We start from the raw sequence: 16,654 nt of genomic DNA, 5'->3' as shown, positions 1-16,654 counted from the left end.
GCGCTGTCGGCGACATGTGCGGGCGCTGTCGGCCAGGCGCTGGCTGCTGACAGGGCGGCTGCACCGGTCATCCGGCCCGCGGTGGAGAATGACGTCCCGTGAGCGACTTCTACGTTTCGCTGATTCCGACCGACGTCAACTGGCAGCCGACCAGCGAAGCAGCCGCCGAGGCCGAAGCCTATGTCCGGCGAGTGTTTCCCGACCCGGACGGCGTCCAGCAGGACGTCACGGTCGAGTTCTACGACCGGATCACCGCGGTCGACGCGGGCGAGAACATCCAGCAGATCGCATGCCCGCGCTGCGATCGGGACATCCCGCTGGACTGGTACGAGGACCTTATCGAGCAGACCGAGGGCGAGTTCGACAGCCCGGATGTGACGGTTCCGTGCTGCGACACGGCAGTCGCGCTGGACACCCTGAAGTTCGACTGGCCCAGCGGCTTTGCTCGGTTCGAGATCGCAGTCGCCAACCCGGTTCGCGCAGAGTTCGCCGCCGATGAAGTCAGCGCGGTCGCAGCTATCCTGGGCCATCCGCTCCGGCAGGTCCTCGCGCACATATAGCTGACGAGCCGCTTGCACTGCATGCCGCCTTGCACGGGCGGTCCGACTGGCATCGCCAGGATCGAACAGCTCCGTGCAAGCTGCGTTAATCAACTTGGTCGGGCTCGCAGTCGTCAGGACCGACGATCGCAGCCGGGAAGACTCCACCACTCGAGCTGAACGCCAACGCACTCAATTCGGCAGAAGCGGATGCGCCATACGGTCAATGCCGACTCGCTGGTAACGGGACGTCACGATGCCGCCCGCCCGTTCCTGCGGGTCTCGCTGAATCCGCTGGCTGGCTCGCGGGCGGTCGAAGGCTCGGACGTGCGCCGCCATCTGCACGACGCTGTGCACGTTCAGCTGTACCTGGCTGTGCACGTTGACCCGTACGCCGACACCACGGCGAAGAATCAGAGGCATCAGCCGTCTGCTCCAGCGCACGCGTCGCCCGGCGGAATTCTCCGAGAGAAAGAAGACCCGGCCCTTGGCGTCGAGCACGCCGCTCGGGCCGCTACCAAACACTCCTGTCTGGCGATGGCCTGGCCGCATGGAGGCCGGCGGCAGGAGCAGCGCAGCACATCAGGTCATCGGTGAGAGCATCGGCCGGGGTGGGGGTGTCAGCGGCTGTGGCTGCCGGCGAGGGGACCGTTGACTTGCGGCCCGCTGCTGTGGGGCCGTGGCGGCCAGTACCGGCGGACGGTGCGTTCGGACCGGCCGATCCGCGCAGCGATCTCCGACGGGTGCAGCGTCGGATCGCGACCGTGCCAGTACGCCACCGCTGCGGCGGTGTCCGTCGGCACCGCATCCTCACCCGGCCGGTGCTGCGCGTCGGTGGAGTCCACGAGGGGCTGTCCGGGTGTCTGCGCGGCAGAATCGGTTACCCCCGCCGCGATGGGGTGCAGGCCCGGGTGGGCGTCGGCAGGATGGTGACCGCTCACTTGACCGCTCCCACGCTGTCCGACGGCTTCGGCGTTGGTGCGGTCATCGTCCGCTGGCGCCGCTCGCCTGTCGTCACCCGTGTGCGTGCCGTTGCGATAAGGCTGCTGACGCGAATGTGTGGTGGCCGGTGGCGACTCGGGCAGGCGCCGCGTGTGAGCGGCTACGGCGACGGGCGCAACGGGTTGCGATCCCTGCGTCCGCCCCGGGATAACCGGAGTCGCAAGATGGAGAGCAGTCCCGCCGCTCGCAGCCTCGGACTCGGTCTCGGCTGGAAGCGGAACGTCCGGTGTGGCGTTGCCGGGCCGCGACTGGTGGCCGGCCACGGCCGGCCCGGGGGCAGCCGCAGGCCGCGGTCGCGTGGCGCGCAGCCGGCCGGTGATTTCGACGAGGCTGACGCTGGCGACCACGACGAGCCCGTCGACGGACAGCGGCAGCAGGTAGGCGGCGGCGGCTTCGGTTTCGCCGTAGCGGGCGGCGACGCCGGCCATGTGCCAGTAGCTGACCCACGCCGCGATGACGGCGATCGGGGCGGCGGCGACCAGCCGCAGCACCGCCAGCACCCGCTGGTGGGTGGGTACGCGGGAGATCAGCTCGACGGTGAGCATCAGCGCCAGCGGCGGCCACGCCGAGATGACCTGGCTGATCGGGTTGGGTCGGGCATGCAGGACGTTCGCCGCGATCGACGCGGCGACGCCGAGGGCGAGCACGGCGCGCACCGCCCACCGCAGCCGCCGCAGGTGCCGCCGGTCGACCGCACTCACCTCAGTGGTGACGGGTGTCGTCGCGCTGCTCATGCTGGGCTCTCGCCGTTGTAGCGGGGCGTGGGCGGCGGGCTGGGTCGCAGGGTGCGTTGGATCTGGGCGACGAGCAGGTCTGCCAGGGCCAGGGTCTCGTCGTCGGGTCCGGCGTCGATTTCGGCGAGGGCGTGGGTCAGCCGGCGGCGCAGGGCGCGGATGCCCTCGAGGTGCCCCAGCTGGGCGTGGGCGCGCATCGCCTCCTGGTAGAGGGCCTCGTGGTGCGGGTGGTGGGCGATGGCCACGTCGAGCACCGCGATCTGTTGCGCGGGTTGGGCGGCGAGGGCGTCGGCGAGGGCGAGGTGGGCGTCGAGGGCGTCCTGGCGGATCGCTTCGCGGTAGGACTCGACCCATTCGTAGTCGCAGCCCTCGGCCAGGGGCCCGGTGTAGGCGTCGACGGCGCGGCGCAGCGCGGCGATGCGGGTCTGGGCGTCGGTGGCCTGGCCGGCCTCGCGGATCGCCGCCCGCATTCGCCACAGGTCCACGTCCAGCAGGTCGCGCTGTAGGAGGTAGCGGTGGTCGGGGTGGGTGACGTAGCTGCCGGGGCCGCCGGTGTGGCGCAGGACGGCGCGTAGCCCGGAGACGTAGGTGTAGAGCCGGCCGGCGGCCTTGCTGGACGGGGCGTCGGGTAGCAGGTCGTCGAGGATCGCCTCCGTGGAGGCTGCTCCGTCGTGCACGGCCAGGTAGACCAGCAGTTCCAGGGACTTCGCGCGTGGGGTGCGCTGCGGGTCGCCGTCGACGACCCCGGGTGTGCCCAACACCCGCACCCGCACCGGACGCCTGCTCCTGCCGTTGTGCGGTTCGTCCGCTGTCTGCTGCGCGGTCGCGACTTCGTCGCCGGCTGTGGCTGTTTCCGCTAGCGCAACCTGCTGATTACTCTCGGGGCCGCACGCGACGTCGGTGGGTGCGAGGTGCACGTGGTGCGCTGCTGCTGCCGTGCCGCTGATGGCGTCGCCGGGATTGCTGTCGGCCTGAGCCGTCACTGCCGGCCCGCTGCAGTCGGTGGGAGTGGCGGGCGCGCTGGAGCCGGACGTCGCGGGCTCTGGCTGGGGTGTCGGTGGAGAGGGTGCGGGGGCTGGCGGCTGGCCGGTGTGGGACTCGGCGAGTGTCGTGAGCAGATCGGTGGTCTCGGTGGGGCTGAGGACAGCGAGACGGCCGACGTCGGCGGGGTGGCTGCCCTGGTGGGCGCCTTCACCCTCGGCGGGGGTGGTGGTGCCGTCGGCGGCGACGGTGACGGTGCTGCCGTCGGGCCAGGCCCCTAGTAGCACGCCATGGATGTCCAGACGTTGGCCCTGGGCGAGCAGGGCCGCGACGCGGGCGCGGTCGTGGCGTTTGGTGGCCTCGGCGATCAGCATGACCGGCGGGAGGGGCTGTTCGTAGGGGTCGGCGCGGCGCAGGTCGGCGACGGTGTCGACCTCGTGCTGACAGGTCAGGCGGGTGCGGTGCATCGTCTGCGCTTCGCATATGTTCAGGGCTTCGTCGAGGTCGGCGGTGACGGTCAGTCGGGGTGTGCGGGGCAGGGTGAAGGCCGCGTCGCCGAGCAGTCTGGTCGCTGTCACCGTCGGGATGACCACTTCGGTGCGCGCCTCGGGATGGTTCACACCGCCGGTAGCGAGGGCGGCGGTGAGCAATCCGCGGGCGGCGGCGTCCGCGCCGGGCCCGGTCAGGCCGAGTCCTGCCGGCGGCCACAGCGCCGACAGCGGGTTGTCCAACGCCGGCAGCACCGGCAGCGGGGGGCCGCTGTCGGCGTCGCCGACGACGGCACGAGGCTGCTGGCCGCTGTCGTGGTCCTGGCCGTCGTCGTTGCCCTCAATGTGCGGACTGCCGCTGCTGGCGTCCGGGCGGATGGGCAGGAGTTCGTTGTCAGAGTTGTCCACGTCGTCGTGATCGGCGCCGAGCTGGTTCGCCGAAGCGTGGGGGTCGGTTGGGCCGGCGCAGGCGCGGCGTAGGCCGCGGCGGATCTGCGCAATGACGCGGGGCATCGGCGCCAGGTCCGGGGTGTCCAGGCGGCGCGGCGTCGAGGGTGTGCGGGGGACGTAGCGGCGTTGCCGGTGTGCCCACACCACGGCGACCGCGGCGGCGATCGCGAGGGCGAGACCGAGGTCGACCCAACTGCCGCTGGGCAGACTGATCCCGCGCCGCGCGGTGTCGCTGCGGCGGTTGGGCGCACCGCCCGCGCGGTCGTCGGCACAGTTGGGTGTGGCGGGCGTAGAACTCTCCGATGCGCTCGCGGCCGCCGGGGTGGGTGCGCCGGTGGTGGTGCCCGGTCCGGTCGACGGTGCGGTCGTAGGGGCGGGCCCCGGGGTTGCGGTCTCGGGCTGCTGCGGCGGTGGGGCCGTGCGCTGCGGTGCGCGGGTGGCGTCGGTGGGCAGGGTCAGGGTCCAGCCGGGGCGGATGAGGTTCGGGTCGCGCAGCGTGCCGCCGGGGTGAGGGAAGTGGGTGCCGCGGTTGAGGTGGTACAGGTCGGGCCAGCGGTGCTCATCGCCGAGGCGCCGCGCGGCGATCGAGGACAGGGTGTCACCGCGCCGCACGGTATAGGTCGGGCGTGTCAGCCCGGTGTCGTGCGCCGCAGTCGCCGACGGCTGCTGCGGGGCGTCAGCGGCGTTCCCGGCTTCCGTGCTTGCGCCGCGCCCGGTCGGTTGCCCATCCGTGTCGGCGGTGTTCGTGGCGGCAGCGGCGGCGGGGACGGCCGCCGCGGTGGCGGTGGCCGCGGTGGCGCCGAGCAGCGCGGCGGCCAGGCTCTGCAGCGGGCCGGGCAGGTGCAGTGCGGCCAGCCCACGCGCGGCGCGGGTGAGCCGGACGGCCACGCGGGTGGTCATCGCGGTGACGAGGTAGACGGCGAGAACACCGCCCGCGGCCTGTGCGAGGAAGACGATGAAGCCTTCGGTCAGGGGCTGCGCGATCCAGGCCCGTGCCTGTGCCGCGGACGGCAGCCGCGGTGCCGGCAACAGGTTCGCGTGCAGCAACACGGCGTAGCCGGCGGACACGAGAGTCAGGGCGCTGATGGCGCCTAGAACGCCCGACGTGGATCTCACCTCACGCCTCCTCTCCCCCTGCCATGTGGTCGGCGGGGTTCGTGATCGACGCTAGGAGCGGGCCGGGTGTGGGGGCAGGGGCCGGCGTCTGACAGACCCTCACACCACCTCACACGCCCTTACACGCGCAGGTCAGCCACGCACGGCACGTTCCACTCACCGGCCACCCATGGCCGCCAGTGGCTTACCGCGAGGAAGGTGTCGTCTGACCCAGGGGGATGGGTGCTAGCCCGGCGTCGGCGAGGCGATGGGTGTAGCGGTGCAGGAGCTGGGCGGCGCCGCTGTGGTCGCCGAGGGCGGTGAGGGCGTCGGCGGCGCGGTGGTGCAGGTGCGCGTTGTAGGGGTCAACGCGCAGCGCCGCCTCCAGCAGTTCCAAGGCGCGCTGTGGTTCGGATTGGGCGGCGGCCGCGGCGGCGTAGGCGTCGATGACCAGTCGTCGGGTCGCTTCGCGCGGCGGGTCGAGCCAGGCCCAGGTGTGGCCGGTGGCGAGGTCGCCGGTGTAGGCGTCGATGACCTTCTGCCAGGCGCCGGTGTGGTCGGTGAGGGCGGTGGCGGCGCGGTGGGCTGCCGCGCGTAGGCGCCACAGGTCGACGTCGACGTGGTCCGGGTCGAGGCGGTAGCGGTCGTCACGGTGGTGGACAGCAGCAGCGCCGATGGTGCGGCGCAGGTCGCTGAGGGTGGTGTAGAGGCGGCCCGTGACGGTGTGGGCCGGTATGCCCGGCCAGATGGCCTCGGTCAGCTGCCGGGCGCCCAGGCCCTCAGGGTGAACAGCGAGGAGGATGAGGCCCTGCCAGGCGGCGCTGCGGCGCACTGCGACGGGTCGCCCGTCGGCGAGGACGGCGGGTTTGCCGAGAATCCGCAGGTGAACCGACGGCGTCGGCTTCGCGACTTCGGCCGTCGCTGCGGCGAGGGTGACCGGATCGACGGGGGGCCGCGGGCGGGGAACGGCCGTGGCGTCGGCTGGCTGGCGCTGCAGCGGTGCCCGGGTGAGGGTGAGCACCGCGAGCAGGTCGGTGGTGGCGACCTGGTCCAGGACGCACAGCCGCGCCCCGCTCTCGTGCGACCGTCCGACCTCGCTGGTGTGACCTTGGACATCGACGTGCCAGGCCGCTCCGAGCGGCGAGGTGCCGAGAACCACTGCGGTGAGGGTGCCGGTATCGAGCGCGGCGGCCAACCGACTGCCCGCCGGCGCGGGCACGGTCTCGCTGATCAGCAGCACCTTGCCTGCGGTGCCGGAAGCGAGCGTCAGCGCGTCTTCGAGGCTGGCCGTCGTCTGCAAGCCGGGGATCCCTTGTTGCAGTGCCACGGCGGCGGCCGGGCCGAGCAGCTTCGTTAGGGCTACACGAGTGATCACGGTCGGGGTGGGACCCGTCGGCTGCCGCAGGGCGGCAAGGAGCGCGGTGACCAGTACTCCCCTGCCGGCGTGCAGGGCACCGGGCCCGGTCAGCGCGACCGCCGTTGGCAGCACGGTCAGCGGCCCCGCCGCCCTAGCCTTGACCGGTGATGAATGTCCAGCCGGATCATCGGCGTGGGTGGTGACGTCCAGGGCCGCCCGGACAGCCGCGACCGTCGTTGACAGCGGCGCCAGGTCATGGTGCGGCGGTCCTGATCGGGTCATGGGTTGGTAGTCGCGGCGGCGACGCAGCCACACCAGCACCGACGCTGCCGCTACCTGCTCGGCCGTCTCGCGGGGCAGCCACCCTCCCGCGATGGTGACCCCTTCCTCCACGCCCACCGTGTTAGCGATGTCGGGGCTGATGGGCGAGCCGTCAACGGCCGAGGCGGTGACCGGGACCACGGGTTCGGCAGGCTGGGCAACAGCGGCGTGGCCCGCGCCCAGGGCAGCTGCGCCGGCGACGCTGGTGGCGGTGGCTTGTAGCGGCGTGGGCAGCGGCAGGCGGCGCAGCCACCGTGCGCCGGAGCGCACCCGCCGGGCGGCGGCCGCGATGGCGGTGTAGGCGACGAACAGCCAGATCAACCAGGCCAGCAGGGTCAACCCGGCGGTCAGCGTGCCTTCGGTCAACGGATGCGCCACCCACTCCTGCATCTGCTGACCGCTTGGCATGCCCGCGATGGGCCACCCGGCAATCCTCAACAGGAGCAGCGGCGGGACGACCAGAAGCAGCAACAGCGCAAGCAGTGCCGCCAGACGCCGTGGCCACTTCACCGCCACCACCACCGGGTAGCGAGTGCTGCGCCTGCCAGATCAGGGCTCAGGTCGGTGACGACGCTCATGGGGTGGGGCGGGGGTGCGGGCGCAGGATTCGGGTCCACAGTTGGCGGATCCACCACACGGCGACCGCGATCGCGTAGATGACGCCGAGGATCCCGGTTGCGCGGGGGCTGACCAGCGCGGCGGTGATGACCGCCATGGGCGCGCCCAGGATGAGCCGCAGCAGCGGCTGTCGCACTATCGCCATGATGGTGCCGGCGCCGAGGAGCAGTCCGCCGAGGCGGCCGGTGATGTCGATGAACAGGATCATGTCGGGCCAGCGGTCGGCGGTCAGGGAGTACTGGATGCACAGCATCCCGGCGGCCGCGGCCAGCACCGAGGTAGTGGGGAAGGAGAGGAGCTGTGACCAGCCGCCGTGGGGTGTGCGCCACTGTCGGGCGGCGATGAGTGCCATCACCGCCGCGACCGCGATGATCGGGGCGATCGGCAGCAGCGCCCACCGCAGGAACGGCCCGACCGCGGTCTCGATGTAGAGGCTGCCGACGACGGCGTACATGCCGGCGATCGCGCTGCCCATGCTCGCGGCGGCGAGGATCCCGGTGCCGGTCTGCACACCGGGTGGGCTGCGGTCGGCTGCGTTGCGGGCGGCGATGGCCGAGGCGATGACCGTGCCCGCGCCGAGGCAGGCGATCAGGGCGAACACCGCGGCCATGGCGAGTTCACCCCAGTTCAGCATCGCCGTGGCAGGAATGACACCGAGGATCCCTCCCATCCACTCCGGGGTGAGGAGGAACTGCGCCACCAACGCCAGAGACGCGAAGCCGGGCATCGCGATCGCGGCAGCCCTGCGCACCGGCGGCACCACAGCCGGCTCCTGAGCGACAGCATCGCCGTCGACTGCGACGGCGCCGACGTCGGCGGCACCACGCACCGCGGCCAGGTCAGGATCGGCCGCCACGACCGGGGTGATGCTGGTCGCCTCGGTGAGGGTCTTCTGCAGCAGGGGCATGTGAGCGACCCCGCCGGCGCAGTAGATGCCCACGACATGGGCCCGGTCGACTTCCGCCGCGGCGATCGCTTCCACCGTCAGTTCAGCGACCCGATCCAGCGCGGGCCGCGCGGCCTGGTCCAGCAGGGCAGCGTTCAACACCGCGGCGGGGCCGCCGGGCAGTGCCACGGTGACCGCCGGATGGTGGGCAAGGGCGTGCTTGCCCGCCTGCACGCTGGCGGTCAGGACCCACCTGTCTGCCTGCTCGCTGGTCCTTTCGGTCGCCGCTGGGATCAGCATGGCCGTCAACGCGTCGTCGATGGCGCTGCCGCCGGCGTCCGGGTCGGCGAGGGTTGCCAGGACCTCGAATCCTGCCGGGCCACGCCGCAGAACGCTGACCTCCGCGGTGGCGCCGACATCGCAGACGACGAAGAACGCGCCCACCGGAAGCTGCACACCTTCGGCCAGCAGCTGGCTGGCCACGGCCACCGGCGCTTCCACCAGGCGAGGCTGCGGCAGGCCAGCGCGGTGCGCGGCGTGCCGCAACCACGTCCGCCGCCGGGGCCCCCACCCCGCGGGCACCACCACGCGCACATCCTCCACGGCGACGCCCACCGCCGCCTGGGCCTCGGCGGACACCCGGCGCAGGGTCGCCACGACAAGATCCAACGCGTCGACCTCAGCGCCGGCGACGGTGAGGGTCTGCTCGGCGGAGCGTCGAGGAGCCGGGATGAACCGTCGCGGGTCCGCGGCCGCCGCCTGCCAGGCCCTCTGCCCGGTGAGGATGTTCCCGTCGTCGGACAGGTACACGGCGCTGGGCAGTGCCGGCCCGCCGTCGAACTGCAGCGGAAACCACCTGCCGTCCGGCCAGGCGACGACTGCGGTCGTGGTGGCATTGCCGCAGTCGATCGCTAGCCGCGCCTCCCCCGGTCGCATAGACCCCAGTCAAACATGAGGATCACTGTCACGTCACCCATGAATCACGCACAGCAACCCCAAGCAGCGGCCCGAAGAAGACATCAGAGGTCCTGCCTGGCCGCCCTGAATCGCTTCACCCACTTGGTTACCTTGACCGCCATGGATTGGATGGAACCGTGCAACCACGATCGACGCCCGTATCCCCCGACGACGTCGCCGCCCTCTGGACGACAGCCGCTACCGCGACCGATCCCGTGGACCGACAAGCCGCCGAAGCCGCCGCCCGGGCGGCCTACCACGCTGCCGACCTCCCGGCGCCTTCCCGATTCATCTGGCGCACGTCACTGCACGAGGCCGTTGACCAGCTCGGGCGCCACCTCGGTGAGGGCCACACGCCGCTGGTGCGCCAGGTGCGCCGAGAGGTTCTCCAACAGGCCCTATCCACGGCGCGGGCACCGCTGTGGCAGCAGGCATCCGACCTCGAACAGAGCAAGGCGTTCGGCGCCTTCCACCACTTCTTCGAGTGGAAGGGCTACTACGGCGAACAACGCTACGACGGCATGGACGAACGCTACGACCTGATGGAACACCCCTACCTCTGCTCACCCGTCCTGCCAGCAGAACGCGCCGCTTTGCGACCGGTCCTGACCGCCGTGCGCAGCACCTATGAGCAGGTCCTACGCCCAGCCTGGGACGCGGTAGGCCCGGCAGTGCGCAGCTACCCATTGCGTTCCGTCCGGTACTGGCAGAACCACCACACCGGGGTCGAACAGAAAGACGAGGCACGCGCCGTCGTGCAGTACTGCCTGCCCGACGCCAAGGACCAGTTCTTCGACCCCGCGTGGCACTTCTACCCCGACCTCGTCGTCCTCGCCGCCATCGACACCTACCGCACCGCGTTCGGCACCACCCCGACCCCCGGCTGGCAAGGCTGCCGAGAAGTGTCGCTGACGTCCGGCCCCTGGTGGCCCTTCGCCGACCTCGCCGTGATGACCGAGCGAGTGACCGCCGACCTGCAGATCGACGGGCAAGAGCCGCCGACGCATCGATGATCAGCACGCCGGACCTGGCAGCGGGCAGTCCTCGGGCAACAGCAGGCCAAGGCACCGTGCGACGGACCGCACCGTCAGCTCGGAAAGTCGATATCTGGCTGCGTGCTGCACTGATGGGCTGGTCTGGGCGGTCGGTGGTGACCCCGGCTCGCCCCTGCTGTCCTGGCCCAATGGCACGCTGGTGGCACGCCGGGGCGCACTGGCGTCCGCATGAGATGACCTTCTAGGGAGTTCGCCATGAGTGGCAGTGATCTTGCGGCGCTTGTCCGCTCGTACCTCGATGACGACGAGGTGGCATTGCTGCCAGACGAGCCCGACCGGGAGCATCGGCTGAACACCTGGCGCTACGGGGTACCCGAGGGGCCGATCGACGTGACAGCGGTGGTGGCAGCCCTTCACCTCGTCCACCTCGAACTTCAGAAGCGGTGGTCCGGGCAGGACGCCTCCGGCACCTTCTATGCCTGGTACGACGAGCAAGCGGGTCAGCTCCGTTGCTCGCTGGCCTCAGCATCTCCGGACCGGCTTCCATTCGGCGCGCCGTACCGCTCGACGTTCGACGCCGCCGAGATCGTCGCCCTGGCCGCCGCCGACCCCAGCCCCGGTCTCGTTGCATGGAAAGAGCTGGAAACCGTCGAGTCCGTCGCGGCTTCTTCCGTTGACCAGGACCGACCGTCGCCCTTCCCTGTCTGGGTCGCGCCCGTCGGCTAAGGGAGCCCCACCCTGCGCCTTGCAGATCAAGCGCCCTGTCGGCTTGGGTCGCTCATCGCTGTTGACCCGCTCCGCGGTCGGCCGATGGCGCTCGCCCCCGCCGTTCGTCGGTCGGCTTGGCTGTACGGCCGATGACATCTTTGCCGCCCGTGGCATCCGGTTTCTGGCGCGCCTGGTGGCCGTCCGGTCATGCCGGGTACTTCGGTACGAGGAGGTTCTGTGAGTAAGACGTGCTTCGTCGAGTTCAATGGCGCGGGCTTCTGGGCGTTCAGCGATAGCCTGGCTGTCCTGCTCGGTCAGGCCGTTCTGACAGCGGAGGAGATGGGGGCTGATCGGCGCTCGGCGGCCTTTAAGGACGTGGTCGACCAACTTCGCGCGAGTGCGGTCGTCACGGACCTTGGCCTCATTGTCGACGAGGACTGGCCCGGCGATCGACTTGACGTGCTCATGCAGCTGATCGAAGAGGCAAACCGGCGACTGGGTGAGCGTGGGCGTGTGACAGCGTCCGAGGTGGCGGGCTGGACGACGCTTGGCGATGACGTGATCGAGCTGCGGCGCGACACGGTGGATACGGCGCCGGTGATCGAGCTTGGGCAGGGCATAGTGCAGCTGCTCCGAGAGAGTCTTCCGCCCGCCCCCGAGGGGACGTGGTGGTACTACGGCCTGGAAGGTGGCCGTAAGACCATCGTCATGCGCAACGTGCAGAGCTGATTGCTGCTTGCGGGTCGCCTCCTCCGTCGCCTGGCGACGCCTCGGTCCTGAATAAGGGAACCTCAGTTTGGAAGGTGCCTAACCTCAGCTTGGGAATCGGCTTGATCTACACCCTGAGTAGCCGCGCCGGGCGTTAGAGAAGCACGGAGCGTTCAGGTCGAGGCCGTGGAGGTTTCGGTGCTGGCCGGTGCTGACTCCTGCGTCGGGCACGCATCGGGCACGCCCAACACGTCGGTTAGGCTGTCCGTCGTCTCATCGATGGAGGCAACATGGGGGCGACGTCACTTAGCGACGATGAAATCCCTACCGTGCTCCGCGGCGCGGTCGAGGCCGAGCACCACGGTTACATCCTTGGTCTATATGAGGACCCTGACCGCGAATTTTGGTCGCTGCAGTTCATGGAGTGCATCGAACCCGACGAGCAGGACAGAGCGTCCGGGACAAACACGTACTGCCTCGCGGCAGGTTGGGACGGCCAGTGGATCTGCTACGGCGGGGTTGTCGAGTGCGAGATAAGCGCTGAGGACCAACCAGCCTTGCCGCTGATGCCGCCTAGTGACAGGAGTGAACTGCGCCTGGCACTTACTCCCCAGGCCGCAGAGATGCTGCACCTGCCCGCGAGCGTAAGGTTCGCACTTCACCTAACCCCCGAGCAGTTGCTCATGGTCAAGCGCGGCCTGGTCAGAGTGCTCACCACCGGTCGGTCGGACGCAACTCCCAGGCTCCTGCAGGTATGAGCGGGCCGGGTAGCCGGCTGGCCGGGATCGCACTGCTCCCGACGCCCCGCACCACAGCGCGCCCGTTTGCCATCCCGTGCGCCGTCGACCCGCCCCAGATGATCTTAACCCGCACCTTGCGGACCTTCGCGGCCAGGACTGCCCGGGCTATCACCTCTGAATCGATTTCCTGCACCGCGATGAGCAACGACTCAACGGCTTCCTCGATAAAGGACCGAATCACCGCGTCGAGATCGTCCGGCCCGCCCAGTGCCGGCGGCCCCGCGTAAAACTCAAGCCCAGCAGCCTTTACACCCATGCCAACCTCTCTGGTGCAAGACGATCCTCAACGCCAAGACAAAGTCTGACCCGTAGCTGCCTCGAAGTAGGTCGTTATGGCGACCGAAGGCAGCCCCGAGCCTGGTCGCGGCTGACGCCTCGCTTACAAGGCGTCTTGAGCAAGAGTCCGCTGACGTCCGTTGGCTCCGGCCCGTAGCCGAGATCGGTACGAGGCTGTCCGCCCTAGGTCGCGACCGTTGATGTCAGGTCTTGATGTCAAGCGGCCACTGCAAGTCCGCTGGTCGCGGCCGGCCAGAGAGATCCGCCGCCGGCTTCGACGAGGCGGATCTAGTTATAGCTGCGATCATGCCTCCAGCCGCATCCTGGCGCGCTCCGTGAGCAATGGGATCAGCCGCTGTCGCCAAGCGTCGAGATCGATCATCCCACCGGACATACCTCCGTGGGCGTATTGCTCCCGGTACACCGACGACGCCGGCTCGGTAACTAGGTCAAGACCCACGAGCTCATCGAACGCTGCGTGCAGTAGGGCGAGCACCTCGTTGAGCGATGCCGGGATGTCCTTACCGGATAGGTGCTTCCGAAGGGCTGCCCATACGTAGGGGTCACCACGCAGGCCCCAGGTTGCCGGCTCGGGGTCGAAGAGGTCGGCCATCTTCACAACCGCTGCATCGTCGTGCGCCACGGTGACAGTCTCGTGCATCTGCCCTTCTGTGCGAAACGGGGGAACGCCGCCACGGATATCGACCGCAATGAGGCCCGGCGTCATGATGGCGGGATGGCAGCGGTGGAGGCGTGGTTTCTGGGTGGACCGGTCGACGGGAGACTGATGCCAGTGGAGGTCACTGCCGATGGCAGTCCGCCGACCGTGGTGAGGCTGCCTCAGACTGGCTTCTACGTCGGTTCGAGCGACCTCGCGGAGCCCCCGGTGGAGTACGTCTACGTCCTGGCCGACCGGCTTGACGACACCGAGGTCTACCAGTACCAGCCGCCCGCCTCAGCGGCAACAGACTGACAGCTACCGCTGGCGGTCGTGGCGCCCAAGAAGCGCCGCTGATGGCTGTACGACGACCCCCGGCGGGGGGAGCCAGACGCACACTGCCGTTATGTGTCGGTGATGTGGGCGGTGCTGCCGTACCTGGCGCCAAGCGTCCTCTGATGGGAAGTAGCGGCCCGCATCAAAGGGCTTGCGGCTCTCGCTGCCTCTGGCCTTGGCGTGGCCACAGTTGCTCGCGCTGGCCAAAGACCGGTGAGTGGCGCCGGCGGCGACAGTCGTGCGCTGTCAACCGCCGGCCTGGGCTTCCTGAGCTGGCTCAGCTCTAGCAAGCAGCCACTCAATGGGCCCTGTCAGGCCATGCTGGGGGCGGCGGCGTGGGGAGCGTCCTTCGGGTCGGCGCCGTACCGGTTACTTCCCCGAGTGCCGTCCTTCACGAAGAACACGAGCAGGACGATGGCCCCCACGAGAGGCACGAGTCCGATCAACAGCCACCAGCCCGAGCGGTCGGTGTCGTGAAGTCGCCGCACGGCAACGGCCAGGGTCGGCACCAGCAGGGCCAAGGTGACGATGAGCCCGATGGCGCCGGTAGAGCTCGGCTCCGACCCGATGTCGGTCCCCAGCGCGCCGTCCAGAATTCCGGCGACGACGTTGAGGATCAGGGTGAAGAGGGCGAACCACCAGTACTCGGACCGGCGAGCTCGACCGCCGAAGCCGGCGTACTGGGAGAGGACGGATTTGATGGCATCAACGGGGGACATATTTTCTCCAGCGCAGTGAGAGATTGACACCTGTAAGGTCAACTGCGACGCAGCAAAACAGACGCCCGGCGGGCGGTCAATGGCCGTTCGGCTGACCCCGCCCGGTTGGGGCCTGGGCTTGAACCCTCAACCCCTCCGGCGTGCTCGTGATCAACTCCAATCGGGCGGATCGGCCGCCTGCCGAGCTGAACCGCAGGAAGGCCAAACACCAGATCACGGTCCCCGCTGGATGAGCCTCGCGCCGGGAAGCAGGGGCTGATTCTGCGTTGGTGGCTACCACGGCCAATGCGTAACCAGGTAGGTCGGTTCGTCGCCCGGCGACACCACGAACACATGCTCGCCGCTGTCATCGAACACCAGCAACGGCCCCGCCTGCGATGCCAGCGCCACCACTGCGGCCAGCACTGCGGTGCCAGACGGCTTGCGGAACGCAATGTCGGTCACGGCCTGGTCCAGTTCCACAGGCTCGTCACCGTCTGCGCCATCGACGCCCAGACTGACCTCGCCCAGGTCCAGGCCGCCCATCGATGCGCAGGTGGCCGGGTCCGGGCAGCCCGGAAGATCGCGCGTCAGACCATGCCCCGCGACCTGGAACCACGGCACGCCATGACAACCGGCCTCCCGGAACGCGGACAGGACCTGCGCCACCGTCGGCAGCTCACGGGCCGCCGGTGGCTCCTCGGGCAGACCAAAGGAAGACTCAGCGCTGGCTGCCCAGTCGAGTCCACCGTCTGCGACGACGGCGTGCAGGGGCGTCACCAGCAAGTGCCGACTCACAGCACGCATCGTGCCATCCGACGGCGACAGCCCCGACAAGCGAACATCCCCTCCGGGACAGCCTCGCCCTCCCGTCGACCCAGGCACCAGAACCGCCGGCCCAGCCGATGCCGGCCGGAGGTCGCCAGCAGGCCGGGGCCGGGTCGGCGCGGCCCGCTTTGCGGGTCGCCTTGATCTGATTAGGCCGCCAGGGTGCTCTGGTTGCGGGGTGACTGACCCTGCGGGCCGTACCGGCCGGGGGCTGCGGGGCCTACCGCCTCCCGGTGTGCTCAGCCGCGTCCTCGAAAACAAGCATGTGTGGTGGCTGACCGGGGTATCGGGGCGTCTCGACGGGCAGGCCGGGCCGCAGCACCGGGGCGAGGGCAGCGAAGACCTTAGTCACGATCTCGCCGTGGTAGTCCTCGAACCGCTCGGTGGCTTGGAGCCATAGCGCACCTCCGGGTAGCTCGTCGACTCGGTGGAAGGTTCCTGTCGCCGACAGGCCCGCCGGCCCGCCGATCTTTGCGGCAAGTTCCTTCGGCACGATGGTCAGCCACGAATAGCCGCGCAGCAGGCGGCGGCACTCGTTGACCGTGCGCTCGGGCTCCCGCTGTTCCGGCGGATAATTTCGCGGGGGTAGGCAGTCCTCCAGCGCCGTGGCACCGAGTCCGTAGCTGTAGGAAATATGGCCGAATCCAGGGTCCCATTTCTCCGCATAGAGGCGAACGGCGTCTAACCATTCCTGCTGGACGGTCAGGCCGTCAGCGGATCCGTCGAGCGGCCGGTCGTCCTCTAACACGAAGAGTCGAAGCCATCCGGGCGACAGCGGGTGGTGCCGAACGCTGAGAACCAGTTGTCGCTGCGCTCGATGCCCGCGCTCATCGAAGGTGCCGATCTCAAGAGTCGCCATCGCGGGAAGGTCGGCCAGTTCCTTCCGCAACCACTCAAATCCCGACACGGAGCAGTTGCGTTCCGTTGACTTCGGCGGCACGTCGATACCGCCACGCGTCACGCCGAGCACGCCGAACAGTGATCCCGGCTCTCCCAGACCCCTAGACACTCGGGCAGGGAGGAGAGCCAGCGCGTTCCGCTCGTCAGGCAACAGCCGCGCTGACACCCCCTCCAGCCACTCGTACGCGACCTCGCTCAGGTCGCCGGCTGATCCGTCCACGTCAAGCTGCAGGTCTACCGGGAGAGGACGCATCGTGTTCGTCATCCTTTGCGAAGCGTGAGTGGTTGACGGATCAGCCGGCTGTCGCACTCCGATTGA

15 protein-coding genes are annotated in these 16,654 nt (G+C 69.7%); 5 read left to right on the top strand and 10 right to left on the bottom strand.

The window, feature by feature from the left end:
• Positions 1 to 98: 98 nt before the first annotated feature.
• A complete protein-coding gene (locus ACTMTB_RS27595; protein WP_154937076.1) occupies positions 99 to 560 on the top strand; it encodes a hypothetical protein in 462 nt (153 codons plus the stop codon).
• Positions 561 to 731: 171 nt separating this feature from the next.
• On the opposite strand, the gene ACTMTB_RS27590 is transcribed toward ACTMTB_RS27595, so the two are convergent.
• The 5 genes from ACTMTB_RS27590 to ACTMTB_RS27570 form a co-directional block, all read right to left on the bottom strand.
• Positions 732 to 1,040, bottom strand: coding sequence for a hypothetical protein (locus ACTMTB_RS27590; RefSeq protein WP_441149107.1), 309 nt, complete (start codon positions 1,038 to 1,040; stop codon positions 732 to 734).
• A gap of 119 nt (positions 1,041 to 1,159) precedes the next feature.
• A complete protein-coding gene (locus tag ACTMTB_RS27585; RefSeq protein ID WP_441149106.1) occupies positions 1,160 to 2,275 on the bottom strand; it encodes a DUF2637 domain-containing protein in 1,116 nt (371 codons plus the stop codon).
• The gene (locus tag ACTMTB_RS27580) at positions 2,272 to 5,310 is read right to left on the bottom strand and encodes a BTAD domain-containing putative transcriptional regulator (protein ID WP_441149105.1); all 3,039 of its coding nucleotides are present in this window, start codon (positions 5,308 to 5,310) and stop codon (positions 2,272 to 2,274) included. Before ACTMTB_RS27580 ends, ACTMTB_RS27585 begins: the two co-directional genes overlap by 4 nt.
• A 184-nt stretch (positions 5,311 to 5,494) precedes the next feature.
• Positions 5,495 to 7,483, bottom strand: a complete 1,989-nt coding sequence (locus tag ACTMTB_RS27575) for an AfsR/SARP family transcriptional regulator (protein WP_441149104.1) — start codon at positions 7,481 to 7,483, stop codon at positions 5,495 to 5,497.
• 58 nt (positions 7,484 to 7,541) lie between these two features.
• The gene (locus ACTMTB_RS27570; RefSeq protein WP_441149103.1) at positions 7,542 to 9,407 is read right to left on the bottom strand and encodes an Hsp70 family protein; all 1,866 of its coding nucleotides are present in this window, start codon (positions 9,405 to 9,407) and stop codon (positions 7,542 to 7,544) included.
• A gap of 158 nt (positions 9,408 to 9,565) precedes the next feature.
• Here ACTMTB_RS27570 and ACTMTB_RS27565 point away from each other — a divergent pair, with 158 nt between their 5' ends.
• From ACTMTB_RS27565 to ACTMTB_RS27555, 3 genes are all read left to right on the top strand, one after another.
• A complete protein-coding gene (locus ACTMTB_RS27565) occupies positions 9,566 to 10,441 on the top strand; it encodes a hypothetical protein (RefSeq protein ID WP_441149102.1) in 876 nt (291 codons plus the stop codon).
• 237 nt (positions 10,442 to 10,678) lie between these two features.
• Positions 10,679 to 11,149, top strand: coding sequence for a hypothetical protein (locus ACTMTB_RS27560; protein WP_441149101.1), 471 nt, complete (start codon positions 10,679 to 10,681; stop codon positions 11,147 to 11,149).
• A 219-nt stretch (positions 11,150 to 11,368) separates the two neighbouring features.
• Positions 11,369 to 11,860 carry a hypothetical protein gene (locus tag ACTMTB_RS27555; RefSeq protein WP_441149100.1) on the top strand — a complete coding sequence of 164 codons (492 nt, stop codon included), beginning with the start codon at positions 11,369 to 11,371 and terminating at the stop codon, positions 11,858 to 11,860.
• Positions 11,861 to 12,550: 690 nt separating this feature from the next.
• On the opposite strand, the gene ACTMTB_RS27550 is transcribed toward ACTMTB_RS27555, so the two are convergent.
• Positions 12,551 to 12,895, bottom strand: coding sequence for a hypothetical protein (locus ACTMTB_RS27550; protein WP_441149099.1), 345 nt, complete (start codon positions 12,893 to 12,895; stop codon positions 12,551 to 12,553).
• Between the two features lie 324 nt (positions 12,896 to 13,219).
• A complete protein-coding gene (locus ACTMTB_RS27545) occupies positions 13,220 to 13,576 on the bottom strand; it encodes a hypothetical protein (protein WP_441149098.1) in 357 nt (118 codons plus the stop codon).
• Between the two features lie 75 nt (positions 13,577 to 13,651).
• Between ACTMTB_RS27545 and ACTMTB_RS27540 the strand changes: the two genes are divergently transcribed.
• On the top strand, positions 13,652 to 13,888 hold the full coding sequence (locus tag ACTMTB_RS27540; protein WP_441149097.1) for a hypothetical protein: 237 nt from the start codon (positions 13,652 to 13,654) through the stop codon (positions 13,886 to 13,888).
• A 332-nt stretch (positions 13,889 to 14,220) separates the two neighbouring features.
• Here the strand turns inward: ACTMTB_RS27540 and ACTMTB_RS27535 are convergent, their stop codons facing one another.
• The 3 genes from ACTMTB_RS27535 to ACTMTB_RS27525 form a co-directional block, all read right to left on the bottom strand.
• A complete protein-coding gene (locus ACTMTB_RS27535; protein WP_441149096.1) occupies positions 14,221 to 14,628 on the bottom strand; it encodes a DUF805 domain-containing protein in 408 nt (135 codons plus the stop codon).
• 273 nt (positions 14,629 to 14,901) lie between these two features.
• Positions 14,902 to 15,405, bottom strand: a complete 504-nt coding sequence (locus ACTMTB_RS27530) for a hypothetical protein (protein ID WP_441149095.1) — start codon at positions 15,403 to 15,405, stop codon at positions 14,902 to 14,904.
• A 250-nt stretch (positions 15,406 to 15,655) separates the two neighbouring features.
• Positions 15,656 to 16,600, bottom strand: a complete 945-nt coding sequence (locus ACTMTB_RS27525; protein ID WP_441149094.1) for a hypothetical protein — start codon at positions 16,598 to 16,600, stop codon at positions 15,656 to 15,658.
• Between the last annotated feature and the right edge of the window lie 54 nt (positions 16,601 to 16,654).

The organism is Micromonospora sp. L32 (assembly GCF_052068055.1).
GTDB lineage: Bacteria > Actinomycetota > Actinomycetes > Mycobacteriales > Micromonosporaceae > Micromonospora > Micromonospora purpureochromogenes.
Note: the sequence above shows the minus strand (reverse complement) of the source record. Positions and strands in the feature narration are given on the sequence as shown.